Below are 26,148 nucleotides of genomic sequence, written 5' to 3' on the forward strand. Positions count from 1 at the left end.
CGAGTTGAGGGTCGAGCGCGACCCCGTCGCGTCAGATTGTCGTGCCGTACGTGCGCGTGCTGCCATTCGTCACCCCGAATCCTATGAAATGGCGCTCGGCGACGATCGCGCCGCCCACGACGCCGATCCGTTGCCGCGCCTGGTCGTTGCGCGTCGGCCGGAACCCGGCCGCGGGAATCCCGAGAACATACGAAGGCCCGATGGCAGCGACATGGCGGGTGTTACGGACCATTCCGGCCGCGCGCGAATGGTCCGTAGCTTTTGTCACAGTCGGCCGGCCGCGTGGGCGCGCACACGCGCGGCGAGCGCATCGGCCACGCGCTCGACCACCGCCGGCCAGTCGCCCGGCAGGCGCTGGCGGAACAGCGTCGCGTGCGGATACCACGGGCTGTCGTCGCGCTCGAGCAGCCAGCGCCAGTCGGGCACGCGCGGCAGCAGCACCCACACCGGCCGGCCGAGCGCGCCGGCCAGATGCACGACCGACGTGTCGACGGCGATCACGAGATCCAGCACGTCGACGAGTGCGGCCGTTTCCGCGAAATCGGTCAACGCGTTCGCGAACGACAGCACGCCGCCGGCCGCGAACGCGGCGGCGTCGCGCGCGCGCACGTCGACCTGCAGGCTGACGAAGGTCGCGTCGAGCGCCATGAGCGGCGCCAGCGCCGCCAACGTCATCGACCGGTTCTCGTCGTTCGCGTGATGCGGATTGCCCGACCACGCGAGCCCGACGCGCAGGCGCCGCGACGGCGCGGCCGCGTCGAGCCGCGCGCGCCAGGCCGCGCGCCGCCGCCGGTCGGCATGCAGATACGGCACGTCGGCCGGCACCGTGTCGAGCGTCGTACGAAACGCGAACGGCAGGCTCATCATCGGGCAATGCAGGTCGAACGCCGGCGCGGGCTGCCCAGCGGCGACGACGCGGCTCACGCCGCGCAGCGTGCCGAGCAACTCGGCTAACGCCGCCGGCGCATCGATCACGACGGTGGCCCCGCGATCGTGCGCGAGGCTCGCGTAGCGGCAGAACTGCAGCGTGTCGCCGAAGCCCTGCTCCGCGTGCAGCAGCAGCGTGCGGCCCGCGAGCGGTGCGTCGCCGGTCCACTGCGGGCGGCTCGCATGACGCCGGTGCAACGTCACGTCGGCGGCGTCCCAGCGCGCCTCGTGCAGCCGCCAGCCGGTCGCGAAGTCGCCGGTCAGCAGACGGCAGAATGCGTCGGAACGGCGGGCGATGCCGTGATTCGGGTCGTGCCGGCAGGCCAGCGCGAAATCGGCGAGCGCCCCCGCGTAGTCGCCGAGCTGCTGGCGCGCGACCGCGCGCGTGCAGAGCTCCTGCGCGGTGCTGCCGGGCGCGGCGGCGGCGGCCGCGTAGCTCGCGAGCGCGTCGTCGTAACGGCCGAGCAACTGCTGCGCGATCGCGCGATTGCACAGCACTTCGGCGTGGGGGCCGCGCGCGGCGAGCGCGCGATCGTAATCGGCAAGCGCGTCTTCACAGGCGCCCAGCGTACGCAGCGCGCCCGCCCGATTGCGCAGCGCGTCGAAGTCGCCCGGCGCGCGCGCCAGCGCTTCGTCGTAGGCACGCACCGCTTCGTCGTGACGGCGCAGTCCGAGCAACGCGTTGCCGCGGCCGAGCCACGCGCCGACGCTGTCGCGGTCGAGCGCGAGCAGACGGTCGGCGCGCTTCAGCAATTCGTCGTGCAGATGCAGCAGATCGAGCGCGACGCAGCTGACGAACAGCAGCTGGGCGTCGTCGGGCATGCGCGTCAGCACTTCGTCGATGCATGCGAGCGCGTCGGCCGGGCGGCCCAGTTCGATCAGCGCATGGCCGCATGCGTAGACGAGTTCGGCGGTCTTGCCGCGCACCACCATCGCGAGCCGGAAGCAATGCACGGCCTCGTCGCCGCGCCCCAGCGCGCGCAGTGCATGGCCGCGTTGCGCGAGCGCGTCCGCGTCGTGCGCGTCGATCTGCAGCGCGCGTTCGATGCTGATCAGCGCGTCGGCGGGACGGCCCAGCGCGCGCAGCGCCTCGCCGCGCCGCACCCAGGCCGCGACGCGCCCCGGCTCGCGCATCAGCGCGAGATCGTATGCGCCGAGCGCTTCTGGATGCCGGCCGAGCGCAAGCAGCGCGTCGCCGCGCACCGCATGCGCGCGCGCATGGCCGGGATCGCGCGCGAGTGCCTGCGCGGCCGCGTCGAGCGCGTCGCGATAGCGGCCGATTCCGGTCAGCGCCGCCGCATGGTTGGTGAAATTCCACGGCTGATCGAGCCCGAAGCGCATCGAGCGCGCGATCTGCGGCTCCGCGCGCGACGGGTCGCCGCGTTCCAGATGCACGACGCCGAGCAGGTGCAACGCCTCGACGTGATCGGGCAGCATCGCGAGCACACCTTCGTAGAGCCGCGCCGCGCCGGCGAAATCGCGCTGCGCGAGCTTCGCGCGCGCGTGTCGCAGCGCGTCGTCGACGGCCGCCCGCAGCGGCGGCGCAGGCACGGTGCTCATCGCGTCGCGCGCGCAAGCAGCGCCGGCAGCGCGCCGCGCACGCGCTCGACCACCGGCGCCCACTGGCCGCCGGCCGGTTGCCGGAACAGCGTCGCGCGCGGATACCACGGGCTGTCGTCGCGATCGAGCAGCCAGCGGAAATCGGGCGTGTGCGGCAGCAGCACGGCGAGCGGGCAGCCCAGCGCGCCGGCCAGGTGCGCAACCGACGTATCGACGCTGATCACCGCATCGAGCGCGCCGATCAGCGCGGCCGTCTCGGCGAAATCGGTCAGGTCGTCGCCCACGAAACGGATCGCGCTCGCGTCGAGCACCGCGCGGTCGTCGTCGCGAATCACTTTCTGCACGCTGATCCAGTCGTAGCGATCGTCGAGCAGCGGCAGCAGCTCGGCCAGCGTCATCGAACGGTTGCGATCGTTCAGGTGCAGCGGGTTGCCGGTCCATACGAGGCCGATGCGTGCACGACCGCTGTCGCCGAGGCGCGCACGCCACCGTTCGACCCGCTCGGGATCGGCGCGCAGGTACGGCGCGCCCGCGGGAATCGACGCGAGATTCGTGCGGAATTCGAGCGGCAGACTCAGCAGCGGGCAATGCAGGTCGAACGGCGGCAGCGGCTCGCCGCGCGCGACCAGCACGTCGACGCCGTCGAGCGTGGCGAACAGCGTCGTCAGCTCGACCGGCGCCTCCAGCACGACGCGCGCGCCGAGCGCCTTCACCAGCGGCACGTAGCGGCAGAACTGCAGCGTGTCGCCGAGCCCCTGTTCCGGATACAGCAGGATCGTGCGACCGTCGAGCGGCATGCCGCGCGTCCAGCGCGGTTGCGCGAAATCGCGCCGGCTGGCGTCGAGCTGACTGTCGCGCCAGCGCCATTCGTACTCGGCCCAGCCGGTTTCGAAATCGCCGGTCGACAGGCACAGGAAGGCGCGCGTGCAGTGGGCGGCCGCATCGTCCGGATCGATGTCGAGCACGCGCGCGTAGGCGTGCAGCGCGTCGTCGTGCCGGCGCAGCGCGCGCAACGCGTGGCCGCGATGGAAGTGCGCGAGCTTGTCGAGCGGCGCGAGCGCGATCGCGCGTGAGAGATCGTCGAGCGCATCGTAGTAACGATGCGTTTCGAGCCGCACGCGTGCGCGCGTGAACCACGCCGGCGCGCACTGCGGGTCGAGCTCGAGCGCGCGCTCGCACAGCGCGTGCGCGTCGGCGTGGCGATCGACGCGCATCAGCGCATCGGCGAAGTTGCACAGCACGACGGTGCTGAGCGGATCGGCGTCGAGCGCGCGCGCATAGCTATCGATTGCGTCCGTGTGACGTCCGAGTTGGCTCGCCGCGTTGCCGCGGGTGGCGAGCGCGCACGCGTGGCGCGGCTCGAGCGCAAGCGCGCGGTCGCAGCGCAGCAGCGCTTCGTCGTGGCGGCCAAGCTGCTCGAGCGCGATTGCGCTGTTGACGAGCGCATCGACAAAGGTCGGCTTCGTCGCGATCGCCGCGTTGAAATCCGTGAGCGCGCGCTCGGGATCGTGCAGATCGAGATGAACGACGCCGCGCAGGAACAGCACGTCGGCGCTGCCGGGCGCCAGCGCGAGCGCATGGTCGTAGCTGTCGGCCGCGTCGCGATGGCGGCCGAGTTCGCGCAGCGCGAGACCGCGCGTGCGCATCGCGTCGAACGTGCGGCCCGCGAGCGCGATTGCGCGATCGCAGTCGGCCACCGCCGCAGCGTGGTGGCCGAGCGCGCGCTGCGTGTCGCTGCGCTTCACGTAGCCGTCGGCGAAGCCCGGGGTAAGTTCGAGCAGCCGGTCGTAGGCTATGCGGCCTTCGTCGTGCCGGCCAAGTTCCGCGAGCAGGCCCGCGCGCTGGAACAGTGCGCGCGCGTGCGTCGGATTGATCGCGAGCGCATCGTCGAGCCGTGCGAGTGCGTCGTGTGTGCGGCCGAGCCCAGCGAGTACCGCCGAGTAGTTCGCGAGCGCTAGCGGCGCCGGCTGGCGCTCGATCGAGCGCCGCATCAGCGGCTCGGCATCGTCGAGCCGTCCCTGCTGGAAACGCAACACGCCGAGCAGGTGCAGCGCTTCCGGATGGTCGGGATCGGCTGCGAGCAGCGCGGCGTACGCGTGCTCGGCCTGCTGCAGCGCGCCGTCGCGGTGCGCGGCGCGTGCGCCGGCGAGTAGTTGGTCGGGGGCGAGCGCTTCGGGGGCGCTGGGATTGGGTTGCCTGGCATTGGACGGGCCGGCATCGGCTCGGCTCGCATCGGGCGGGTTACCAATGGGCGCGCTGTCATCGGGCTGGCTCGCACCGGGCCGGCTGCCATTGGACCGGCCGGCATCGGCTCGCCTGGCATCGGGCGGGTTACCAATGGGCGCGCTGTCGTCGGGCCAGCTCGCATCGGTCCGGCTGCCACTGGACGGGCCGGCATCGGCTCGCCTGGCATCGGGCTGGTTACCAATGGGCGCGCTGTCGTCGGGCGAGCTCGCATCGGACCGGTTGCCATTGGACCGGCCGGCATCGGCTCGCCTGGCATCTGGCTGATGACCAACCGACGCGCTGCCATCGTGCTGACTGCCATCGGCCGATCGCGGCGCGGCCGGCGCGCTCGCGCGTGGCGCTCGTTCCAGGTTCGAGGACCTCGCGCGGCCGTCGAGCGCGTCGTCGTCGCGGCGAAGTGGCGGCAATGCATTGCCGCCACCCGCCAGCGCACGCACCTGATCCGGATCGGACGCCAGCACGCGCTCCCAGCGGGCAAGCGCTTCGTCCGCGCGACCGAGCCGTTCGAGCACGGCCGCGCTGTCGCGCAGCACGTCGAGCCGCGCCGGGTCGGCCGCGATCGCATCGTTGAACGCGGCGAGCGCTTCGTTGTCGCGGCCAAGATCGGCCAGTGCGCGGCCGCGCTCGGCCTCGATCGCGGCCACGCCCGGCCGCAGCGCGTGCGCGCGCTCGAAGCAGTGCAGCGCGTCGACGGATCGCTGCAGCTCGCGCAGCACGAGCCCGCGGTTGAACCACGATTCGCACGATTGCGGGTCGACCATCAGCGCGCGCTCGTAGGTGTCGAGCGCTTCGTCGAAGCGGCCGAGCGCCCGCAGCGCACCGCCGCGATTGCACAGCGCATCGAGCACGAGCGGCGACAGCGCCAGCGCGCGATCGAACGACGCAAGCGCGTCGTCGTAGCGCCGCAGCCCGAGCAGCGTGTTGCCGCGGCGCACGAGCGTCTGCACGTCGTCGGGCGATGCCCGCAGCGCCGCCGCGAAATGGTCGAGCGCCTCGTCGACGCGTCCCTCCTCGCCTACCAGCGCGCCGAGGTCGGACAACGCGCGTGCGCTCGCGTCGAGCGCGATCGAGCGGCGCAGCAGCGCTTCGGCCTGATCGGCCGCACCGCGCTGGAACTGCAGCACGCCGTACAGGTGCAGCGCCTGCGGATGATCGGGTTCGTTCGCGAGCACGGCAAGATAGTCGCGTGCCGCGTCGTCGAAGCGCCCGGCGCCGTGCCATTGCTGCGCGCGGCCGAGGAGCGCCGCCGCTTGCCATTGCCCGGACGCACCGTTCGCCGGCGCGCCCGCGTGTGGATCATGCCGGTGCTCGACCGTCACGTTCGCCCCCTTCCCGTTTGCCGATGCCGGCGACGGGCCGAAGCGGCCGGTCGCGGCGGTCATGTTCGGCACGAGACTAACGGACGCCCGATAACAGCCGTATGACGAAAGTTACGGACCATTTTTGCCGGGTCACGCAGCGCGCGGTCGGCTGCGGCCGACCGCGGCCGTGCCGGCGCCGCAGGGCGTTGCCGCCGCCGTCACTGACCGATCGCGATCGTCCTCACGTATTCGACCGGCGGCGCGCCGATCGTCACGGCGAAGCGCACACCGCGCGGCAGCGGCATCCCGAGCGACGTTGAATTGCTGATGCCGTGCTGCGCGAGAAACTGCGCGTAGGCTTGCTCGATCGCGGCCTGGCTGGTCGTCCAGCCGCCGGGGGCGATCCACACCGCGAGCTGCATCGCGCGTGCATCGCTGCTGACGACGACCTGCGCGAAATCGTCCATGTGCCGCAGCGCCGCGTCCACCTCGGCGAGCGTGGCGAGCGGCTGCGACGCGCTGCGCACGAGTGCGCGCCCGTTCAGCCGGTAGCGCACGACCTGCACGTGCGTCGGCCCGCTGCCGACGCCGAGACGGCGCACCATCACGAGCTCGTTCGGCCGGATGCGCAGCGGCGGCCCGAACACCTCGTCGGCCGTCACGAGGTTCATCAGGTCGAACTGCAGCTGGGAGAAGTAGCGGCCGAGCAGACGCGTTTGCGCCAGATTCGACGCGATGTCGTCGCGGCCGCGAATCGTCGCATCGAGGCCGCGCCACGACAGCAGCGCGATCACCGCGAGCAGCGCGATCGCGACCAGCATCTCGATCAGCGTGAAGCCGCGCGCATGGAGGCGCGCGGGCCGATCAGCGCCGTGCTTCATTCTGGATCACCGTCACGACTTCGGCGAGCACGGTGCCGCTCGATGCCGACGGATAAACGCTGACCGTCACGCGCCGCACGAGCGGGCTCGGCAGCGTGGCGACGGACTGTCGGCAGACGAACCGGTAACGGCCTTGCGGGCACGCGAACGTCTGCGTGCCGGCGTCCGGCCAACTCGACGCGATGCGCAGTTCGCCGAGCGCGTTGTCTGCGCTCCAGAGCGCGAGCAGCCGCATGCGGGTCGTGTCGGTATCCGCGGCGAGCGCGCCGATCGCGCGCATCACGGCGCCGAGCGCCACCGCGACGATCGCCAGCGCGATCAGCACCTCGATCAATGTGAAGCCCCGTCGCGATGCCCGAGCAGCGCGGAAAGTGTCGGTTCTGTCATCGCACATGAGCTGCGTTCGAGTCGGTGAGTCGCCGCCGCGCGGCGTGCGCCGGGCACGCGACGCGTCGCGCAGCGTCGCCATGGCGGACGCCACCCGTGCACGTTAAGCGGAGCGTATGGCACGGACGTGTCGAAAGGTACGGATCATTTTGGGCGGCGCACGCGCCAGGATCACGCCGGTAAGTGACGCGAATGCGTGACGGGGAGCGCAGCAAAGTGGGGAAAGCGGCACGTATGGCAGATCCGTGGCGAAAGCTACGAATCATTTCGGGCGACGCATGCCCCGGCACCACGTCGTTGCATGACGCGATGCGTCGCGAGGAACTGAGGAAATTCGAAGGGTCCGGATCGTTTCGGTCGGACCGCGGGCGGCCTGAGGCACGCGTGCGCGTGACGCAATGCGTGGCAGCGAATGGAGGAAATCGGCGACGAGCACCGCGTATTGCAGCGGTGTATCGAAGCGTGCGGATTATTTGGCTCGATTGGCGCGCGGCCCGAGGTCACGCCGGTGTCTGGCGCGATGCGGGGTAGAGAGCTAAGAAAATCGGAAAGGCAGAAAGAACGGAGACGACGAACGGACGCCTGCCCGCATACCGCCCGATGCGGCAGCGTCAGCGGCTCACGTCGTCACGGCGTCGTCATACTCGGCGCGCGCCCGCTCGCCGGCGGCATACGCGTCGGCTTCGCGGTGGTAGCCCTCGGTGCTGAACGCGACGACTTTCACGCCCACGCCGGACGTCCGCTTCACCGTCAGCGCCCATTGCCATCCGCCGTCTTGTTCGAAGACGTGCAGCGAGGGTTCGAGGGATGAGTCCAGTACGATCACGGATTGTGCTCCTGCCCTGCGCGTCGCATCGGCGCCGCCGGGCATGTCGAAAAATTGCGCCGAGTGCCGACGCGATCCTGCCATTCGCCAGTCTAGTCAAAGAATGTTGCGACGCACCATCAGGGCTTACACTTGCCTATCGGAACCGGCCAGTCGATCGAAACTGTTCGCAAGTCAAGCGGCACGGGCCTCGCGGGCCGCCCTCCGCGGCGCGCCAGCGCGCCGTGCGTCAACGTGCCACATCGACGACCAGCCAATCGCGACATACGTAATCGGGGCGCGCCAGATGTGCCCGAACGCAGCGACCGCACTCCGGCACGAGCCTCCGGCTGCTACTGCGCGGTCGGCGTCACGAACCGGAACGTGAGATTGACGCGCTCGCCCTGCACGGCCGGCGCCTTCGGCACGCGGTGCAGCCATTCGGCCTGCGTGCGCCCGCGCATCACCAGCAGGCTGCCGTGCGTGAGCCGGTACACATGCGTGACGCCGCTCGCGCGATGACGCAGGTCGAACACGCGCATCGCGCCGAGACTCACCGACGCGATGACGGGCACCTCGCCCAGCTCGCGCTCGTTGTCCGCATGCCAGCCGAGGCTGTCCTGGCCGTTGCGGTAACGATTGAGCAGCACGCTGTTGAAGGGCGCGCGGCTGGTCTCCTCGACCGCGCGCTTCAGCTCGAGCACGGCCGGCGTCCACGGCGCCGGCACGTTGCGGATCCCCGAGTAAACGTAGACGGCATCGCGCTCGCCCTGCCACGCGGTCAGCCGCGGCAGCGGAATGCGGCCGCGCGGCGTGCGGATCGTGTCCTGTCGCCACGCGACCTCGTCGATCAGCGCGGCCAGCAGGCGGTCGGCATCGGCCGGGGCGAGCCAGTCCGGATACCAGTCCACCTCGGGAGCCGGCGTATCGGCGAAAAGATCGGGCGTCGACATGGCGGGATCAGACAGAGAGCGAAGGACGGGAGCGAATCATCCATGCATGGTAGCCAACGCCGCCTCGCGCCGCCATGCGCGATCGTCGCGGTGCCCATGTCAAGCGTGCGGCCGCGTCGCCATGTAGGCCGGTGAGCCCTGCCGAACATCCCGATCCGCACGAGCTGCGTCGTTGGCGCCAGGCATGCCGAACCGGCACGTATGCTCGCGCACATCCCACGCGTCGATCCGGACGACATCGCCCCTAACGCTCGACGCGCTCTAGCTCCCGCGCGTCAGACGGATCAACGTGATCTCGGACGGCACGCCGAAGCGATTCGGCGGCCCCCAGTAGCCGGTGCCGCGGCTGGTGTAGAGCCACATCGCGCCGATCCGGTTCAGCCCGCCGATCACGGGCTGCTGCAGGCGCACGAACGGCGGCCACGGCAGAAACTGGCCGCCGTGCGTATGGCCGGACAACTGCACGGTGAAACCGGCGCGGCTCGCCGCTTGCGCGCTGCGCGGCTGGTGCGCGAGCAGGATCCTGGTGGCGACGTCGGGCGGCGCGCCCGCGAGCGCCTGTTCGGGATCGCTGCGATGCGCGGGATCGAAGCCGCCCGCCGTGAAATCGGTGACGCCCGCGAGCACCGCGCGTGCGCCGTCGCGCTCGATCAGCACGTGCTCGTTGAGCAGCACCGTCAGGCCGATCCGCCGGAACTCGTCGATCCAAGCATGCGCGCCGGCGTAATACTCGTGATTGCCGGTGACGAGAAAGCTGCCGTGCCGCGAGCGCATGCTGCCGAGCGGCGCCGTATGCTCGCGCAGCCGCTCGACCGAGCCGTCGACCACGTCGCCGGTCACGACGACCAGATCCGCATCGAGCGCGTTGACCACGCGCACGATCCGCTCGATGAACGGCCGCTTGATGGTCGGCCCGACGTGAATGTCCGACAGTTGCACGATCGTCAGCCCGTCGAGCGCAGCCGGCAACTCGTCGACGGGAATCGACACGCGCTTGACCGCCGCGGTGCGCCGCGCGCCCACGAAACCGATCGCGCTGACCAGTACCGCGGCTGCCAACACTGCGAGCGCCGTAGCGGACGCCGCATCGCTCCACGCGCCGGGATGCACGAATTGCCGCCAGGCGACCACGCCGAGCAGCACCAGTTCGCGCAGCAAGGTCAGCACCAGCAGCGACGAGAAGAAGCCCATCGCGAGCGCGCCGGTCCAGCCGAACAACGTGGCGGCCCAGCCCTCGTCGAAGCGGCGCGAGAACATGCCGACCGGAATCAGCACGACGAAGCTCGCGAGCACAAGCGCCGCTACGGTTCGCGCGAGCGGCGACGTGAACGCGTCGGGGATGATCCGCATCCCGACATACAGATGCAACAGCACGCCGATTGCAATGAATCGGACAAAGAAACTTCGCATGGAATGCTCGTCCTGATCGGGATATCGATTGCGCGCCGCGCGCCGGACGTGAACATGACGTCGGCTCACGTTGTGTCCGGCGTCGCGCGCCCTATGTCCGATGGTACACAGATACCGGGCGGCACGACGGGACGCGCGTCGGGCGTACCTGAGCGGGCGGCGGCGGCCGCGCTCATGACGGAGACGATCGACGCGGCGCAATGAGCATTACCGCATGCGGCGGCCGTCCGCCGACGCTGCCGACGCGATTGACGTACGCGCGAGCCGCCCACTAGAATGCCGCCCATCCCTCCTTCAGGAACCATCGTGGACAGTTGCAGCCCTTCGCTGCGTGCGCCGCTCGCCGCCTGAACGCCTGTCCCACGCAGCCATCCTGCCGCGACTCGCGTTCCGCGAGTCCGCACGCTTCCCGTTTCACACTGAATGACGCATTCGCGCGGTACAGTACCGCGCGATGACGGCCATCGCATCGCGCTCGCCCAGCGCCGCCGCGATGCGGGCCGGCAAGCGCGCTTTACACGGCAGGACCAACATGACGCTCGATTTCGCACTCCGTCTTTTCACCGCGTTCGCCTGCGGCGTCGCGATCGGCCTCGAACGCCAGATGCGCCAACGCACGGCCGGCCTGCGCACGATCACGCTGGTGGCGAGCGGCGCCTGCCTGTTCGTGACGCTCGGCGTACTGACCGGCAACGGCGTGGCCGGCGTCACGCAGATCGCCGCGTACGTCGTGTCCGGCGTCGGCTTTCTCGGCGGCGGCGTGATCATGCGCGACAAGGGCTCGATCCAGGGCATCAACACGGCCGCGACGCTGTGGTGCTCGGCCGCCGTCGGCGTGCTCGCCGGCGCCGGCCACTTCGTGCCCGCGCTGGCCGGCACGGGCGTGGTGCTGCTCGCCAACACGGTGCTGCGCGGCGTCAGTCAGGCGATCAACGCAACGCCGGTGTCGAATGCCGATCTGGTGCGCGAATACCGGATCACCGTGATCTGCCTGGCCGCCGACGAAGTGCACATCCGCACGCTGCTGTCGAACGCGATGTACGCGAAGCCGCTGTCGTTCCAGAGCCTGACGAGCGAGGACGTGCCCGAGCAGCCGGACCGGCTGAAGGTCACCGCGACGCTGAAGCTGCATCCGAAGGATCAGCAGAAACTCGAGCAGATCGCGAGCCGGATCAGTATGGAGAAGAGCATTTCAAGCGTGAGCTGGACCGCGAAGGAGGCGGAGCCGATGATGGAGTGAGCGGCGGCCGCCCGATGCGCGCGTGCATGCGGGCATGCAGGCGGCCGCGGTTGCCGCGTCAGGGCGTGTCGATGAGGCCGGCAGCGATCGCCTTGACCACCGCCTGAACCTTGTTGGTCGCCGCGAGCTTCTCGAGGATGTTGTTCACGTGGAAGTTCACCGTGCGCTCCGAGATGCTGAGGATCTGGCCGATTTCGCACGCGGTCTTGCCTTCGGCCGTCCAGCACAGCACTTCGCGCGCGGTCAGCGTGACGCCCGCCGCGGGCGACAGCTTCGGCAGCATGAAGCGGCTCATCAGCGAGTGCGACAGGTTCGCGAGCCAGTTGGTCTGCAGCGTCAGCATGTTGATCTCGGCGGGCGTGAGGCGGTCCGCGTGACGCGAGATACTCAGCAGCCCGAACGCTCCGCGCGCGGCCCAGCTCGACTGCGCGACGCCCACGGCCAGCCCGAAGTCGCGCGCGTCCTCCCACAACGGACACGGGTCGATCCGGTCGACGTCCGGCCACACGATCATGTTGGTGCTCAATGCGCCTTCGCGCACCGTCGAGTCGATTTCGATGTAGTTGCGCGCCTGATAGTGCGCCATCCAGCCGTCCGGATAGGTATCGAAGATCGCGACCGCCGGCTTCGATACGGGCAGCGGCACGCGAATGCCGTAACAGCAATATTCGAAGCCGAGCCGTTTAGAATAGGCGGCGATCCGCTGGAAGAGCTGCTGCTCGTCTTCCGCGGCGCTGAATTGTTGGTAGGCATCCTGCCAGCGCAGTTCCATTCTTTCTCCGACAACGTCACGCTGTCATACCTGTCAGGTGCCAGCACCGGTTGGGGGCTGATACATTCCGCGCATGACTTCACCTTTGTTGCACCCGGTCCGCAGTCCGTCTCCGGACGGCTACGTGCGCCTGTCCGCAAGCGCATTGGCCGCGCTCGCGCTCAACCATGTCGCGAGCGGTCTCGATGCCTCGCTGCTCGACGAATTGCGCGAAGGCGGCATCGACGCGCGCCTGGCCGGCTATACCGAATGGCACCGCCCGGCGAGCGTCGGTGTCGCATACCTGACGGTCGGGTGGGACTGGTATCTCGACCGCGCGACGAGCACCTTCGTGATCGCATACGGCGACGTCCGCAGCAACATCATGGCCGTCGACGCGACGGGCGCCGATCTCGGCATGTTCCGCACCGCGGCCGCGCTCGCCACCCGGCTCACGGATCTCGACTGGGCCGCCGCGGTCGCTGCATCGGTACTGGGTCGCAACGACGCCTATCATGCCGGTCCCACGCTCCAGTGACAACCGTCCCGGCTTTCCTCTGACTTTTCCGCAAGACTGGCGCTCTTTATAAGCAAAAGCCGCCCGTATTTCAATCCCGCCGATCAAGAAACCGTTACCACCGGTCGAATGATACCGGTAAGCCGCCACCCTGTAAGAGTTACCAGTTACAGCCTCCTCGGGCCGCGCGATGTAATGCGTGCATCCCAAAGTACCGATCCGAGGACACCATGCGGACCTTCGTTCACGAGGAAGGGCGGTTGCCAAGCGAGCTTGCAGCGGAACTGGGGCGCTATCGGCGCCGTGTGTTCATCGAGCAACTCGGCTGGGCACTTCCGTCTGCAAACGAGCGTTTCGAGCATGATCAGTTTGATCGTGACGATACGGTCTACGTGTTCGCGAGGGACGCTGCTGGCGACGTGTGCGGCTGTGCGCGCCTGTTGCCGACCACGCGTCCGTATCTGCTGGAGTCGCTGTTCGCCGATCTCATCGCCGAAGACGTCGCCCTGCCGCAATCGGCGGCCGTCTGGGAGCTGTCGCGGTTCGCGGCCACCGGCGACGAAGGCGGCGCGGGCAATGCCGACTGGGCCGTGCGGCCGATGCTGGCAGCCGTCGTCGAATGTGCTGCGCAGCTCGGCGCGCGGCAGCTGATCGGCGTGACGTTCGCGAGCATGGAGCGGCTGTTCCGCAGGATCGGCGTGCACGCGCACCGCGCCGGACCGCCGAAACAGGTGGATGGCCGTCTGGTGGTCGCATGTTGGATCGATATCGACCCGCAAACGTTTGCGGCACTTGGAATTACGCCGGGACGGGCTGCCCGGCAAGCCATCGCCGCCTGAGCCGGAACGCGCGTAGTCCGGCCGGACGGAATCGTAACAAAGGAGAATCAGTGTGGATCAGTCTCAGGTCTTTCGCGCAATGATGCCCGGATTGACGGGCGCTGCCGGAGCCGGCATCACGCTCGCCTACCCGTTGTTCCCGCGCGCGCTGCCGCTCGTGCGGCTCGATCGACGCGGATTGGTGTTTCGCGCGAGCGGCGTCGCGCCGCTCGTCTGCGGGCTGCCGCGCCCCGCCACGCTGCTGATTGCGGACGAGCCGCTCTGCTCGCTGCGCCTCGTGATTCGCGACGTCTGTGCCGCAGGCGACGGCCGGCACGACCTGACGATGCAGCCATCCGGCGCCGCCGGCGACGAACTGCTGTGGCACGCGTTGCGCGAGCGCGAACCGTACCGTCGGATTCGCGAGCCGCTCGCGCCGATCGACCGCGCCATCGACACCGCGATCGCGCCGGGCGGCGACGGGCAGGTGACGGATACCGCGCAACGGCCATCGCGCACGGCGGCGTTCCGCCTGAGCAGCCACAGCGACGCCCTCTTCTTCGCCGACTGGCTCGAATATCACTTCGACGAGTTGCATGCGCTGGCGCAGGAGCGCGGCCCGCAATTGCACCTCAATCAGTTGCAGCGGCAGGTGGCCGACGACGAGGTCGGCGTACGGTTCGTCTATGACGTCAATGGGCATGCGACCCGGCACGCACTGACCGATTGCGCGCGAGAAGCTTGCGCCTGGATCGAGACGGAAATGCGCGACAAGTACGCGGTGCCGGTCGCGCAGGAGCGGTTCGGCGGATTCTCGGGGAACGTTGCGTTGCACAATTACAACTAGGGCTTGCCAGGCCTCGGGTTTTCCCTTAAAGTTCGAACTGTCTCCTCCATGTCTCCAAGCATGGATTCAGCCCGCTCAAGTAGCGGGCTTTTTCTTGCCTGCGATATTTTGATGGGGACGGATGAGGGGATGCAGTCCGGCTGCCCGCGGCGTGGCGGTTTTGAAGCTTCGCAAAGCGATGAGAGTCGGGCGTGCGACGCTTCAACCGACCCGCGTGCGTTCAATCCGTCTGGCCTGCCGGCGTCACGACCTTCTCGCCGCGAGCGCGCATCGCTGCGCGTTGCGCCTTCGGATCGAGCGGCGGCCACGGCGCGCCGGCCGCGACGATCTTGCGACGAATCCCCTCGATACGCGTACGCGCCGACGAATCCGCGGTCGTATGGTTCTTCAATTCGTTCTGCAGCACCCACCCGTACGACACCCCGAGCTGGCTGGCAGTCTTCGGATCGGCGCCGTGCGCGAGCAGGTAGTCGACGACGTCCCACTGCTGAATCATCGTCGCCTCGAAGAGTGCTGTCTTTCCGAGCGAGTCGCGCGCATTCACGTTCGCCTTGTGCTCGACCAGCAGCTTCAGCTGGGGCAGCAGCCGGTTCTCTGCAACCGCGAAGATCATCGGCGTGTCGCCGTTGTACAGCCAATTGGGATCGAGTCCGCTGTTCAACAACACGCGCAGAAGGTTGGGCGTATCGGCCCGCAATGCGACATCGACCACCGATCCACCGCTGCTGCCAACCGGGGCCTTCGGATCCGCACCGCTCTTCACGAGCACCGAAATGATCTGATACCGCGGATTAGACGCATCGTTCTTGACCGGAACGATTTCCTGCACTGCGTACGACAGCAGCGTCGTGTTCTTCGCGCCGGGCGCATTCAGATCGGTCTTCGGCGCGAGTTGCTGAACCCGGCCGAGATCGCCGTCATGAATGGCCTGAGCCAACGTGAGTTGCTGCCCCGAAAAGAAATGTTCCGGTGCGTAACGTTTGAAGCCGGTTATGTTCGTCCCTTGGGCTTGAATGGGCCACCAGAGCGGTGAGGTCACTCCAACGAGTGCGGCAATCGCGCCGGCGGTTATCGCTTTCTTGTATCGCATCAGTGAGATGAGTTCATCTGTGAAACCAGGCCGAACTGATCCGTCGCGACCTGCTGGTTGATCCCGTTCGTCACGTCACCCATCAAGTGACGGCCAACAGTCGTGATGCTCTGACCATCGAGCGTGACGGGAGTACCGACCGCTTTCGGCATGAGCTGCGCAGTACCGTCACCGATCGGTCCGAGCCGCCCTTCCTGAAGCCCGGTCAATATGCCACCGTCGACGCGATAGGCCGTGATGTTGGTCGATTGAACCGTCCCGCCGTACTGCGCCACCGTTTCAGGATTCATTGTCCTCGAAGTAATGCCGGGCTTGTTATTCAAAGGTAGAACATCACACCTAGCCAAATCTCACGCCGCTCCAAAGGACGATCAGTCACCTTCTGGCCTCAATGCCGCCCTGCCACATAGCCAGCCGAATCCTGCTGCGTGCTGCCGACCGGCACCTTCGCGACACCAATCAATGTGCCGATGATGGTCCATTCCAGAATCGTCTTTTCGTGGTCTTGCCTCGAATCCCCGTAAACGAAAAAACCGCCCGAAGGCGGCAAAATGAATCTCATGCAGAAACGCAGAGCGTTACTGGCGCATTCGGCTCCGTTGCGCAGTTAAAGCCCAGTTGCGAAGCGCATCAAGCCCAAGCACGATTCCGCTCCTCAGCGGCCGTGCGAGCGGTTTCTCGACGGCTACATGCACCATCAATGCAAACGCGATGGCCGCCGCGATAACGCTCCAAAACAGCACGTCGCTATTCGCCGTTGCGTCGGTCAAGTTGAATAGCATGTAACCGACGTTCTGATGAATCAGGTAAAGCGGATAGCTAACTGCACCGAACCAGGCCCATCGCGAACCGTGAAGGATCGGCGTTCGACGAAGCGCGAGCCCGAGCAGTACCACGAAAAAAGACGTCATCACGATACCGATGACCACCGGGCTCAGGTCCAATCGAAAGTGTTCGCTAAAGGATGGCAGCAACTGGAATTCGTGATACAGCGATAGTGCCCACGAGGCACACAGCAGCACGACGCGTGAGCGCGATAGCCCGTGCGCCCGAATGAGAAAGCACGCCGCGCCAGCGATGAAGAAGCCAGCGTAATCCGTCACCAGGAAAGTCTTGAGCTTGATGAACGGGAATATCTCCACGAGCACCGTGCCGATCAACCATACAAAGAGCCATCGCTCTGAACGGCCAATTTGGCCGACGATGATCAGAATCGCGACCAATCTGTAGAACCGCAGTTCTGCACCGAGCGACCAATATGCGCCGTCGATCGGATCGGCCCCAAACCCGCCGCCGAGCGTCAGCATGTTGACGATGTATTGGGGCCATGTCGCCGTAAACCTGTTCCCGCCAACTGCGAGCGTCACGAAGAAAGTGACCGTGCAACAAACCCAAAACGCCGGCAGCAGACGAGCCGCACGGGACGCAATGAATTTTTTGATGCTCGCATCGCCGGCCGTCATGAGGATTACGAACCCGCTGATCATGAAAAACAGATGCACGCCGAGGAAACCGTACCGAGAAATCGGCTCCAGCGGCGGATAATGCATGATGGTCAGGTCGTCGGCTGCATGGCCCCGAAATGCAAAGTGAAAAAACACTACGGCAAGTGCGGCGACGAACCGAAGCAGGTCAAGTTCGGGAATTCGAGAAAGCTTCACGATCTACAATTTTTTGATTTGTTGGTTCCGGCTCCTCGGAGCCAGTCGATCGTGTTACTCGTTCTCTTCGAAGTAATGCCCGAACTTGACCTGCTTGGTCCGGATATACCGTTCGTTTTCCTCGCGCATCGGCACCGCGAGCGCCACGCGTTCGCAGACAGGAATCCCGTGCTTCACGAGCGTATCGAACTTCTTCGGGTTGTTGCTCATCAACCGCACCGACGTCACGCCCAGGATACGCAGGATCGCCGCGGCCGAATCGTATTCCCGTGCATCGTCGGGCAGGCCGAGGTCGAGATTCGCCTCGACGGTATCGCGCCCCTGCTCCTGCAGCGCATAAGCGCGGATCTTGTTGCTCAGGCCGATACCGCGCCCTTCGTGACCCCGCAGATACAGCAGCACGCCACGATCCTCCGCGGCGATGTAGCGCAGCGCGAGATCGAGCTGCTCGCCGCAATCGCAGCGATACGAGCCAAACACGTCGCCGGTCAGACACTCGGAATGCAGACGCGTCAGTACCGACTGCGCGCCGCCGACGTCACCCATCACGAGCGCGAGATGTTCGGCATCGCTGCCCGATACGCGGAATGCATACGACGTGAACGTACCGTAGCGCGTGGGCAGCGTCGCGGTGGCGACGAGCGTGACGCACTCGTCGGCCTGGCCATTGCCCGGCACGGGCGATTGGGGACGCGAAGACATCATGAATTCAGTGGAAACGATCAGGAATGTAGGAGTTGTGTGGATAGTGCGTGACCGGAGTTTACCGCTAATCTGGAAACGTCACGCGACTGCCGCAGCGGGCGCCGCTATACTGAGCCCGTCGGGTGTCGCGCATCACGCCCTGCCTTCCCTGCATCGTCACGCACACGGAGAAGCATATGAGCACGACTGTCGCGCAGATTCTCAAAGCCAAACCGGATTCCGGCCGCACCATCTACACCGTCACCAAAGCCGATTTCGTCTACGACGCCGTCAAGCTGATGGCCGAAAAAGGAATCGGTGCGCTGCTGGTGATGGAGGGCGACGAAATCGCGGGAATCGTCACCGAGCGCGACTACGCGCGCAAGGTCGTATTGCAGGACCGGTCGTCAAAGGCCACCCGCGTCGACGAAATCATGACGTCCAAGGTGCGCTACGTCGAACCATCGCAATCCAGCGACGAGTGTATGGCGCTGATGACCGAACACCGTATGCGCCACCTGCCGGTACTCGACGGCGGCAAGCTCATCGGGCTGATCTCGATCGGCGACCTCGTCAAGAGTGTGATCGCCGATCAGCAGTTCACGATCAGCCAGCTCGAACACTATATCCACGGCACACCGGCGATCACGTCCGCCTGACCAACCTCAGCAAAAAAGGCCCAAACGCACGAGCGTCTGGGCTGGAAAGCCGCCGGAATGCGGCGACGGAGGTTCTGCTCTGCTGACAAGGACGCGCGCCTCGTCGGTCACATGCTGTGCTCGGGCAGACCCGGAATCGTTCAGTTGCCGAAGTAGACGGAGTTCACCGGATTCGGCGCTTCATGCGTGCTACGACGGCCCGACTGGCCGGCGCCGGTCGCGACGGCGCCGTAGCCGCTGGTATCGGCCTGCGCGAGCACCGGCTGGTTCGGCTGGATCCGTTGCTCGGCGGCCTCGATGTTCTGCGGGTATTGCGCGTCGCTCGCGAGCGCCTTGTAGCCGTTCTGCTCGAGTTGCACGAGTTCGGCGCGAACCTGTGCACGGGTCAAGCCCTGCTCGGACTGTGCAAACGAGGCAATCGGCGCGGCAAGAACGGATGCAGCGATCGCTGCGTAGATGATCGACTTCATGATGGACCTCCGAAATGTGTTCTGTTTTGACGTCGCTTTCGGTGGGACTTGTCCGAAGCGATGGATCAAGTGTAGGCCGCGCCGAACCAAGGGGAAACCCTTGGTTTGAACATACAGCGTTGCGTTTCTGGAAAAAATCAGCGGTCGACGCGCATCGAGATCCCGGCCACTTCGATCATTTCGGAAACAATAGCTGTCGAATTGCCGACAGCAGAACCATCAGTTCAAAGGTTGTGTTGTAGAATCGTAAGGTTTTTCGTCCGACTATTTCCCGCCATCATGTACGCGCCCGCGCTGCTGTTCGTTTCGCCATCCGGCCCGGCCGGCGTGCGTGCGCGCGCCGGCCATCCGGCACAACCCAGCGTTCGACGCACGGCCCAGACGCCGCTCGCCCTCGCCCGGCGTCTGATCTGACAGCTCGGCCTCCTTCCGGAGCCAGGTCAGACAGGCTCCGGGCGATCCTCATAGGCACGCCACGCCTGCCCCATGCCGATCATTTGGAGATCCACCATGAAACCTCGCCTTTATCAGTTGACCGAACTCGACGTGGCTCGTCTCGAAAAGCACGCCGAGCACAACCCGCGCTTCCAGACGATGCTCGACACGCTGCTTGAGCGTGCCGACATCGTGCAGCCAAACGCCGTCAAAGCGAACGTCGTCACGATGAATTCACAGATCACGCTGCTGGATGAAACGTCGCAGGAGCAAACCACCTGGACAATCGTTTATCCGGATGCCGCCAATCTCGAACTCGGGCGCCTGAACGTGTTCTCGCCGGTCGGCATGGCGCTGCTCGGTACGCAACGTGGCCAGTCGGTGAAAGTGATGCAGCCGAGCGGTATTGAAAAATTGATGAAGGTCGCCGCGATCGTGTTCCAGCCGGAAGCCAACGGCGAATACACGCGCTGACGATGCGCTGAGGCCCGTGCCGACCGCCGGCACATCCTGACGCACCAACGCAAAAAGCGAGGCTCGCCGCCTCGCTTTTTTGCTCCGACGCTTCGCAATGACGTGATCGCTTCCGGTACACCCATCTCGTACGCGAAAAAAAGGCGCCCGAAGGCGCCTTTTTCGATGCTGCGAAGCTGGTTACCCAGCCGTCACGCTTAGAAGCGGTGACGCAGACCAACCGTTGCTGCGGTTTGGTTCATCGACGAGCTCGACGGCGTGGTCAGGTCGCCGTTGTAGATCGATGCGTTCAGACCGCTGCCACGCTGATACACAGCCTGTGCGTAGACATCCGTGCGCTTCGACAGCGAGTAGTCTGCTTGCACGCCAACTTGGTGGAAGTGGGCGCTGTTCAGGCCATCAACCGTGTTCGACAGGCGAACGTTCGTGTACGTGTAAGCAACACCCAGACCCAGAGCCGGCGTCAGGTTGTACTTTGCGTTGACTTCGTAGTTGTCTGCGCGGACCGATTGGCCAGCAACTGCGGTGTTGTCCACACGCGATTGCGTCCAAGCTGCGCCGACTTGTGCCGGGCCGAATGCGTAGCCAGCAGCTGCACCGTACGTGCGGACACGGCCTTGCGAAGCGATGTTCGTCGCGCCGTTGCCGTTGGTACCGTCACCCAGGTTTGCTTGCGAGTACGCGCCACCCAGCTTCAGGCCTTGGAACTGGTACGACAGGCCGCCGCTGTAAGCACGGTTGTTGCCGAAGTTTTGGTTGTTCGAGAACGAGTACGTGCCGCCGAATTGCAGGCCAGCGTAGTTAGCGCTCGTGAACTTCACCGAGTTGTTCAGTGCGACGTCGCCGTTCGTGCTCAGGCGGTCAACGTTACCCGGGTGCGCGAAGTACGTACCACCCCAGGTGCCCGTTGCGGTCAGCGGTGCCAGGTAGTCCTGGACGGAGTCGTACTGACGGCCCAGCGTGACGGTGCCGTATTGGCTCGACAGACCGACGAACGCTTGACGGTTGAACATGCCGCCGTTGTTCGACAGCTTGCCGTTACCGATGCCGAAGCCGCTTTCCAACGTGAAGATTGCCTTCAGGCCGCCACCGAGGTCTTCCGAACCACGCAGGCCGAAGCGGCTTTGGTCAACGCCCGAGCCCATCGACCACAGCGACTTGCTTGCAACGTTGCTTTGGTAGGTGATGCCAGCGTCCAGCACGCCGTACAGCGTGACGCTGCTTTGCGCGTGAGCAACGGTAGCGAACGATGCTGCAGCTGCTGCAACGATCAGAGTCTTGTTCATTCGTGGAGCTCCCTTCTAAAAAGAGGCAGGTCTCGCGACCTTGTTCATAAACGGTCTGCAACCGCCCGGAAACGCCATCGGTCCTGCTGGCTGCGCCCGGAGAGTTGCCCGTTTGGGAACCGTGAGTTTAGGGGTGTACCCTAGGGCAGCGATCCGCAAATAAAGAAATAACCTTTTCCTGAACTAGAAATAATCAAATCAGGGGCACTTCATAAGTATTTGTTTTAAAGGATTTTTTTGACCTCTTGACGACTTCTTTTTGAAGCCTTTCATCCCATCATTCTTTCGTGTCATCGTCTTGACGGTTGCATAGAAACAACAAACGGAATCCGTGGATACACCTAAAAACGGTAATTTTTACCCATTCGGATCTCAAATATTGGGGTTGCGGGGGCTAAACACCCAACCATCGAACGGTAAAACACTCCGAGACGGCCTCGAGCGAGGCAATCAGCATGGCGAAGTCCTCAAACGAAACCCGCATCGGCCATGGGCCGCGGTCCGCAGGAGGCGGTGACATGCGGTAACAGCCTTAACGGCCACCGTAACCCGAGGACGGAAGCTGCGCGCTAAGGTAAGGCCCACTTCTGTTGCATATAAAGAGGACCCGCAAATGAATCGACGCTCGTGGCTGCGCACCATCGGACTGACCGCGGCCGTGGCCGGCATCGGCGGCTGGCTGCCTGGCGCATCGGCGCAACCCGCGCCGCCCGGCTATCGCCCTCCGCCCCGGCCCGGCCCCGATCACGGGCCCGGCGGCCGGCCTTACGCCGATCGCCCGCGCTTCGCGCCGCCGGCGCCGCGACGCGATCGCCGGCCGCCGCCGCCTCAGCCGCATGGCTACGTCTGGACCGACGGGTATTGGCGCTGGCAGCGCGGCCAATACATCTGGGTGTCGGGACGCTGGGTCGCGCGCCGCCCGGGACATCGCTGGGTGCCTGGCTATTGGAGACGCCAGGGGCCGGGCTGGGTCTACGTCGAAGGTGGCTGGCGATAGGCGTCGGCGCGGTCGGCGGACGCAACGCCGAAAGCGATACCGCGCGGTGCTGCTCGCGGCACCCGGCGACCAGCGACCAGCGACCGCCCACCGCCAACGCAAACCTCCCGCTCAAACCGACGCCGCGCGCCCGCCTCCATAGCCGACGTCGCCGTTGCGCCGTTCGAGTTCCGCGTCGAAATGCGCGGCATGCACAAGCGCCTCGGACTCCGTCATCGGTTCCCCTTCCCCCTTCGCGACCACCTCACTCGCGATCCAGCTTCCGACCGCGGTGGTAACCGAGCGCCCCATGTCGAGAAACGTGTCGACACCGAGGATCAATACCCGATCGCGGCTCCGGCCGGACGGCGCGGATCGTTGACACCATAGAGATAGCCGACGCGCACGTTGCCCGACACCGACGCGTCGTTGCCCGAGCTCTGGCGGCTCGCCACCTCGGTGCCCGGCAGGCCGACCAGGATCAGCTCGGCGGCGCCCCACGGCGTCTGCTCGACCATCTTGTAGCCCATCTTGCGCAGGATCGACAGCGTGTCGGGCGACAGGCCGCGGGTTTCGTAATAGACCTCGTCGGGCAGCCACTGATGATGAATGCGCGGCGCGCCGACCGCATCCTGCGGCGTCATCCCGTAGTCGATCACGTTGAGCACGGTCTGCAGCGTGATCGTGATGATCCGGGAGCCGCCCGGCGAGCCGACCACCATGAACACCTTGCCGTCCTTCTTCACGATCGTCGGCGCCATCGACGACAGCGGACGCTTGCCCGGCGCGATCGAGTTGCGCGTGCCCTGCACGAGCCCGAACAGGTTCTGCGCGCCGACCTTGACGGTGAAGTCGTCCATCTCGTCGTTCAGGAAGAAGCCGGTGCCCGGCGCGATCACGACCGCGCCGAAGCGGCCGTTGACGGTGTACGTCGTCGACACCGCGTTGCCGTCGCGATCGACGATCGAATAGTGGGTCGTCTCCGGCTTCTCGTGCACGCCGATACCGGGCTGCACGTCGACCGACGCCGTCGCCGCGTCGTCGCTGATCTGCTTGCGGATCTCGGCCGCATACTGCTTGCTGGTCAGCTTCGCGACGGGATTGTCGATGAAGTTCGGGTCGCCCAGCAGCGTGTTGCGATCCTCGTATGCGTGGCGCATCGCCTCGGTCATGTAATGGACGACGGCCGCCGACTGGTAGCCCATCTTGCGCAGGTCGTAGCCTTCGAGCACGTTCAGCGTCTCGCACATCGTCACGCCGCCCGAACTCGGCGGCGGCGCCGACACGAACTCGTAGCCGCGATACGTGCAGGTCAGCGGCGCGATGTCCTGCGCGCGATACGACGCGAAGTCGGCCGCCGTGATCACGCCGCCGCCGCGCGTCGACGCGGCTTCGACGAGCTTCGGAATCTCGCCGTGATAGAGCGCGTCCGGGCCCCGCTCCGCGATGCGCTCGAGCGTGCGCGCGAGGTCCTTCTGCACCAGGCGGTCGCCCGGTTGCAGCGGCGTGCCGTCCGCGCGCAGGAAGATGCGCGCGGCCTCCGGGTCCTTCCTGAAGCGCTCGATCGTCGTGTCGAGGATGTCGGTATCGCCGCGCGTCAGCACGAAGCCGTCGCGCGCGAGCCGGATCGCCGGCTCCATCACCTGCCTGCGCGTGAGCTTGCCGTACTTGCGCTGCGCGAGGTCGAGGCCGGCGACCGTGCCCGGCACGCCGACCGCCCGATAGCCGTACAGGCTCTGGTTCGGAATCACGTTGCCGTTCGCGTCGAGGTACATGTTCGCCGACGCCGCGGCCGGCGCCGTCTCGCGGAAATTGATGAAGCGGTCGCGGCCGTCTGCTAGATGCACAGTCATGAAACCGCCGCCGCCGATGTTGCCGCAGCACGGATTGGTCACCGCCTGCGCGTAGCCGACCGCCACGGCCGCGTCCACCGCGTTGCCGCCGGCCTTCAGGATGTCGACGCCGATCTGCGACGCGAAATGCTGCGACGACACGACCATGCCGTGGGTGGCTTCCACCGCGGGCTCCGAAGCCGCGAACGCGCATGCGCCGACGGCCGACAACAAGGTGAGTACGACGAGCCGTCTCATGACGAAATCCTCCACACGATTGACCGGCGATGCCGGGATGCGCGATGCGCCGGGCGGCCGGCCGATCCGGCTCCGGTCGAATGTAATGAACGATACATTTCAGCAAGGCTGCGATCATAGCATCGGCATTTTTCCGTCAAAAACTAGGGGATTTACCGTGCTTTCTGCGCGAAACCCGCGCATGAGATCGGAGAATGTTTGATTCGTTACACGATCGGCGGAGCGGCGCGTCGCCTGGATGCTTGCGTCGGAACGGTCGGGCCGCCCGCCTCGCGCGGCGTCCATCAGCTACCATGCACGCTCGCCGGCAGACGCAGTTCTGCCGTTCGTCGTTCAGCCACGAGCCAGCCGGGGGGCCCATGGGGACAAGCATCAGGGCGTTGCTGCTATCGCAGATGGACAGCTTCACGCCGTCGGAACAGAAGGTGGCGCACGCGCTGCTGGATCGCTACCCGAGCCTCGGGCTCGGGCCGATCGCGAGCTTCGCGAAGCAAGCCGAAGTGAGCGACCCGACCGTGTTTCGCTTCGTCGTCAGGATCGGCTTTCCGAATTACTCGTCGTTTCAGCAGGCGCTGCACGACGAGATCGACGCGGCGATGAACTCGCCGCTCGCGCGCATGGACGCGTTTCATTCGCAAACCGGCATGCGCGACAGTCATGCGGCCATCTTCGAGCGGCTGTCGCAATCGCTCGCGACGACGATCGACGGGCTCGACGCGGCCGCGTTCGACGCCGCGGTGGCGCTGCTCGCGGCGCCGGAGGTGCGCGTGTTCTGCGGCGGCGGGCGTTATACGGCGCCGCTCGCCTCGCTGTTCTCGTTCACGCTCGCGTATGCGCGGCCGCACGTGCACTACGTCGAGCCGAACGTGAACGTCGCGTCGGTGTCGCTGGCCGACATGGAGCCCGGCGACGTGCTCGTGATCTTCGACTTTCGCCGCTATCAGAAGGACAGCGTCCGGTTCGCGCAGGCTGCGCACGCGCTCGGCGTGCGCGTGCTACTGATCACCGACGAATGGCGCTCGCCGATCAGCGCGTTCGCCGAAATCGTGCTGCGGATTCTCGGGCGGCCGTTCGCGATGTTGCAGACCAACGTGCCCGCGCTCGCGCTCGCCGAGGCGCTCGTGATCGGCGTCACGAACCGGCTGCCGGAACTCGCGCGGCAGCGCATGGAGAAGATCGAGCGGCTCGGTACGGGCGGCGGCGCGCAGGATGCCGACCGGTGGGACCTGCCGGAGTGAGCGGCGCGGCGCGCCGCATCGGTCGCCGCGCATCAGCGGCGATGAAGCGTCAGCTCTCGACGTCCTCGAGGCTGAACACCTCGGTTTTGTCGTTGTACGAAAACACTTCCCCGTAACGCCCCCAGTCGATCACCGCGTCGAGCGTTTCCTCGGCCGTGTCGTCCGGCAGAAAATCCTCCAGCTCCTGCTCGAAGCGCACGCGCGGCGCGCGATGGCCCGGCCGTTCGTTCAGCACCTTCTTGATCCGCGCGGCGAGCGGCACGTGCTTGAGCAGATGATCGGCGAACATCAGCTTGCGCTCCTGCGTGCCGAACTCGGCGAACACGCGGCCCGGCGGCGTCAGGAACACGTCGCCTTCGCGCACGTCGGCAAAGCCCAGGTACTGCAGCACTTCGGCGATCGGGAACAGATCGTCGACCTCCAGATGCAGCGTGCGCGCGA

General features: G+C 66.4%; 27 protein-coding genes and 2 pseudogenes. 10 read left to right on the top strand and 19 right to left on the bottom strand.

Annotated features, from left to right (window positions below; genetic code table 11):
* Nucleotides 1–31: 31 nt before the first annotated feature.
* The 8 genes from C3Y15_RS18015 to C3Y15_RS18050 form a co-directional block, all read right to left on the bottom strand.
* Nucleotides 32–232, bottom strand: a complete 201-nt coding sequence (locus C3Y15_RS18015; RefSeq protein WP_014725296.1) for a hypothetical protein — start codon at nt 230–232, stop codon at nt 32–34.
* 32 nt (nt 233–264) lie between these two features.
* On the bottom strand, nt 265–2,487 hold the full coding sequence (locus tag C3Y15_RS18020; RefSeq protein ID WP_124259748.1) for a tetratricopeptide repeat protein: 2,223 nt from the start codon (nt 2,485–2,487) through the stop codon (nt 265–267).
* The gene (locus tag C3Y15_RS18025) at nt 2,484–6,116 is read right to left on the bottom strand and encodes a tetratricopeptide repeat protein (protein ID WP_230459736.1); all 3,633 of its coding nucleotides are present in this window, start codon (nt 6,114–6,116) and stop codon (nt 2,484–2,486) included. The genes C3Y15_RS18020 and C3Y15_RS18025 overlap by 4 nt, the downstream gene beginning before the upstream one ends.
* Nucleotides 6,117–6,253: 137 nt before the next feature.
* On the bottom strand, nt 6,254–6,916 hold the full coding sequence (locus C3Y15_RS18030; protein ID WP_034195246.1) for a prepilin-type N-terminal cleavage/methylation domain-containing protein: 663 nt from the start codon (nt 6,914–6,916) through the stop codon (nt 6,254–6,256).
* Nucleotides 6,900–7,310: a type II secretion system minor pseudopilin GspI gene (gspI, locus tag C3Y15_RS18035; RefSeq protein WP_063710896.1), complete on the bottom strand. Its 411-nt coding sequence runs from the start codon at nt 7,308–7,310 to the stop codon at nt 6,900–6,902. Before gspI ends, C3Y15_RS18030 begins: the two co-directional genes overlap by 17 nt.
* 612 nt (nt 7,311–7,922) lie before the next feature.
* Nucleotides 7,923–8,129: a hypothetical protein gene (locus C3Y15_RS18040; RefSeq protein ID WP_043292475.1), complete on the bottom strand. Its 207-nt coding sequence runs from the start codon at nt 8,127–8,129 to the stop codon at nt 7,923–7,925.
* A 332-nt stretch (nt 8,130–8,461) separates the two neighbouring features.
* Nucleotides 8,462–9,061 (bottom strand): alpha-ketoglutarate-dependent dioxygenase AlkB, encoded by a 600-nt coding sequence (locus C3Y15_RS18045; RefSeq protein ID WP_069246455.1) that lies wholly within the window; start codon nt 9,059–9,061, stop codon nt 8,462–8,464.
* A 261-nt stretch (nt 9,062–9,322) separates the two neighbouring features.
* Nucleotides 9,323–10,471, bottom strand: coding sequence for a metallophosphoesterase (locus C3Y15_RS18050; RefSeq protein WP_011882530.1), 1,149 nt, complete (start codon nt 10,469–10,471; stop codon nt 9,323–9,325).
* 3 nt (nt 10,472–10,474) lie between these two features.
* On the opposite strand from C3Y15_RS18050, the gene C3Y15_RS18055 reads away from it, so the two are divergent.
* Both C3Y15_RS18055 and C3Y15_RS18065 read left to right on the top strand, forming a co-directional pair.
* Nucleotides 10,475–10,675 carry a hypothetical protein gene (locus C3Y15_RS18055; protein ID WP_034195251.1) on the top strand — a complete coding sequence of 67 codons (201 nt, stop codon included), beginning with the start codon at nt 10,475–10,477 and terminating at the stop codon, nt 10,673–10,675.
* Nucleotides 10,676–11,003: 328 nt separating this feature from the next.
* Nucleotides 11,004–11,711, top strand: coding sequence for an MgtC/SapB family protein (locus tag C3Y15_RS18065; protein ID WP_011882531.1), 708 nt, complete (start codon nt 11,004–11,006; stop codon nt 11,709–11,711).
* A gap of 58 nt (nt 11,712–11,769) precedes the next feature.
* On the opposite strand, the gene C3Y15_RS18070 is transcribed toward C3Y15_RS18065, so the two are convergent.
* On the bottom strand, nt 11,770–12,483 hold the full coding sequence (locus tag C3Y15_RS18070; protein ID WP_124259749.1) for an autoinducer binding domain-containing protein: 714 nt from the start codon (nt 12,481–12,483) through the stop codon (nt 11,770–11,772).
* Nucleotides 12,484–12,556: 73 nt separating this feature from the next.
* Between C3Y15_RS18070 and C3Y15_RS18075 the strand changes: the two genes are divergently transcribed.
* From C3Y15_RS18075 to C3Y15_RS18085, 3 genes are all read left to right on the top strand, one after another.
* Complete coding sequence (locus tag C3Y15_RS18075; RefSeq protein WP_011882533.1) at nt 12,557–13,000, top strand: DUF4902 domain-containing protein; 444 nt, start codon at nt 12,557–12,559, stop codon at nt 12,998–13,000.
* 209 nt (nt 13,001–13,209) lie between these two features.
* Nucleotides 13,210–13,818 (top strand): acyl-homoserine-lactone synthase, encoded by a 609-nt coding sequence (locus C3Y15_RS18080; RefSeq protein ID WP_059696352.1) that lies wholly within the window; start codon nt 13,210–13,212, stop codon nt 13,816–13,818.
* A gap of 52 nt (nt 13,819–13,870) precedes the next feature.
* A complete protein-coding gene (locus tag C3Y15_RS18085; RefSeq protein ID WP_174479778.1) occupies nt 13,871–14,644 on the top strand; it encodes a hypothetical protein in 774 nt (257 codons plus the stop codon).
* Nucleotides 14,645–14,864: 220 nt separating this feature from the next.
* Here C3Y15_RS18085 and C3Y15_RS18090 read toward each other — a convergent pair whose 3' ends face one another.
* From C3Y15_RS18090 to ribA, 5 genes and pseudogenes are all read right to left on the bottom strand, one after another.
* Nucleotides 14,865–15,734 (bottom strand): ankyrin repeat domain-containing protein, encoded by an 870-nt coding sequence (locus C3Y15_RS18090; protein WP_069240339.1) that lies wholly within the window; start codon nt 15,732–15,734, stop codon nt 14,865–14,867.
* A pseudogene (locus tag C3Y15_RS18095) lies at nt 15,734–16,024 on the bottom strand (VgrG protein); the annotation flags it as partial. The gene C3Y15_RS18090 and the pseudogene C3Y15_RS18095, both read right to left, overlap by 1 nt.
* 98 nt (nt 16,025–16,122) lie before the next feature.
* Nucleotides 16,123–16,296 (bottom strand): hypothetical protein, encoded by a 174-nt coding sequence (locus C3Y15_RS31770; RefSeq protein WP_155121977.1) that lies wholly within the window; start codon nt 16,294–16,296, stop codon nt 16,123–16,125.
* A 16-nt stretch (nt 16,297–16,312) separates the two neighbouring features.
* Nucleotides 16,313–17,395 (bottom strand): acyltransferase, encoded by a 1,083-nt coding sequence (locus C3Y15_RS18100; RefSeq protein WP_014725312.1) that lies wholly within the window; start codon nt 17,393–17,395, stop codon nt 16,313–16,315.
* A 54-nt stretch (nt 17,396–17,449) separates the two neighbouring features.
* Complete coding sequence (gene ribA / locus C3Y15_RS18105; RefSeq protein ID WP_011882540.1) at nt 17,450–18,100, bottom strand: GTP cyclohydrolase II; 651 nt, start codon at nt 18,098–18,100, stop codon at nt 17,450–17,452.
* 176 nt (nt 18,101–18,276) lie between these two features.
* Between ribA and C3Y15_RS18110 the strand changes: the two genes are divergently transcribed.
* Nucleotides 18,277–18,738, top strand: coding sequence for a CBS domain-containing protein (locus tag C3Y15_RS18110; protein ID WP_014725314.1), 462 nt, complete (start codon nt 18,277–18,279; stop codon nt 18,736–18,738).
* Nucleotides 18,739–18,878: 140 nt separating this feature from the next.
* Here C3Y15_RS18110 and C3Y15_RS18115 read toward each other — a convergent pair whose 3' ends face one another.
* Nucleotides 18,879–19,208: a DUF4148 domain-containing protein gene (locus C3Y15_RS18115; RefSeq protein WP_059474411.1), complete on the bottom strand. Its 330-nt coding sequence runs from the start codon at nt 19,206–19,208 to the stop codon at nt 18,879–18,881.
* A gap of 510 nt (nt 19,209–19,718) precedes the next feature.
* On the opposite strand from C3Y15_RS18115, the gene C3Y15_RS18125 reads away from it, so the two are divergent.
* Entirely contained in the window at nt 19,719–20,117 is a 399-nt protein-coding gene (locus C3Y15_RS18125; RefSeq protein ID WP_011882544.1) for a GreA/GreB family elongation factor, read from the top strand.
* A 197-nt stretch (nt 20,118–20,314) separates the two neighbouring features.
* Here C3Y15_RS18125 and C3Y15_RS18130 read toward each other — a convergent pair whose 3' ends face one another.
* Nucleotides 20,315–21,403 carry a porin gene (locus C3Y15_RS18130; RefSeq protein WP_011882545.1) on the bottom strand — a complete coding sequence of 363 codons (1,089 nt, stop codon included), beginning with the start codon at nt 21,401–21,403 and terminating at the stop codon, nt 20,315–20,317.
* Nucleotides 21,404–22,016: 613 nt separating this feature from the next.
* Between C3Y15_RS18130 and C3Y15_RS18135 the strand changes: the two genes are divergently transcribed.
* Complete coding sequence (locus tag C3Y15_RS18135) at nt 22,017–22,400, top strand: YXWGXW repeat-containing protein (RefSeq protein WP_014725317.1); 384 nt, start codon at nt 22,017–22,019, stop codon at nt 22,398–22,400.
* Between the two features lie 111 nt (nt 22,401–22,511).
* Here the strand turns inward: C3Y15_RS18135 and C3Y15_RS18140 are convergent.
* Nucleotides 22,512–22,724, bottom strand: a pseudogene (locus tag C3Y15_RS18140) (dicarboxylate/amino acid:cation symporter); the annotation flags it as partial.
* Complete coding sequence (ggt, locus tag C3Y15_RS18145; RefSeq protein ID WP_059894852.1) at nt 22,718–24,469, bottom strand: gamma-glutamyltransferase; 1,752 nt, start codon at nt 24,467–24,469, stop codon at nt 22,718–22,720. The pseudogene C3Y15_RS18140 and the gene ggt, both read right to left, overlap by 7 nt.
* Here ggt and C3Y15_RS18150 point away from each other — a divergent pair.
* Both C3Y15_RS18150 and C3Y15_RS18155 read left to right on the top strand, forming a co-directional pair.
* Nucleotides 24,468–24,671, top strand: a complete 204-nt coding sequence (locus C3Y15_RS18150) for a hypothetical protein (RefSeq protein WP_124259751.1) — start codon at nt 24,468–24,470, stop codon at nt 24,669–24,671. The genes ggt and C3Y15_RS18150 overlap by 2 nt on opposite strands.
* Before the next feature lie 157 nt (nt 24,672–24,828).
* A complete protein-coding gene (locus C3Y15_RS18155) occupies nt 24,829–25,707 on the top strand; it encodes a MurR/RpiR family transcriptional regulator (protein ID WP_034195257.1) in 879 nt (292 codons plus the stop codon).
* 49 nt (nt 25,708–25,756) lie between these two features.
* Here C3Y15_RS18155 and C3Y15_RS18160 read toward each other — a convergent pair.
* On the bottom strand, nt 25,757–26,148 hold a 392-nt coding region (locus tag C3Y15_RS18160; protein ID WP_208328099.1), incomplete at its 5' end, for an AAA-associated domain-containing protein.

The sequence above is a fragment of the Burkholderia sp. B10 genome, from assembly GCF_004368385.1.
Taxonomy (GTDB): Bacteria; Pseudomonadota; Gammaproteobacteria; order Burkholderiales; family Burkholderiaceae; genus Burkholderia; species Burkholderia vietnamiensis.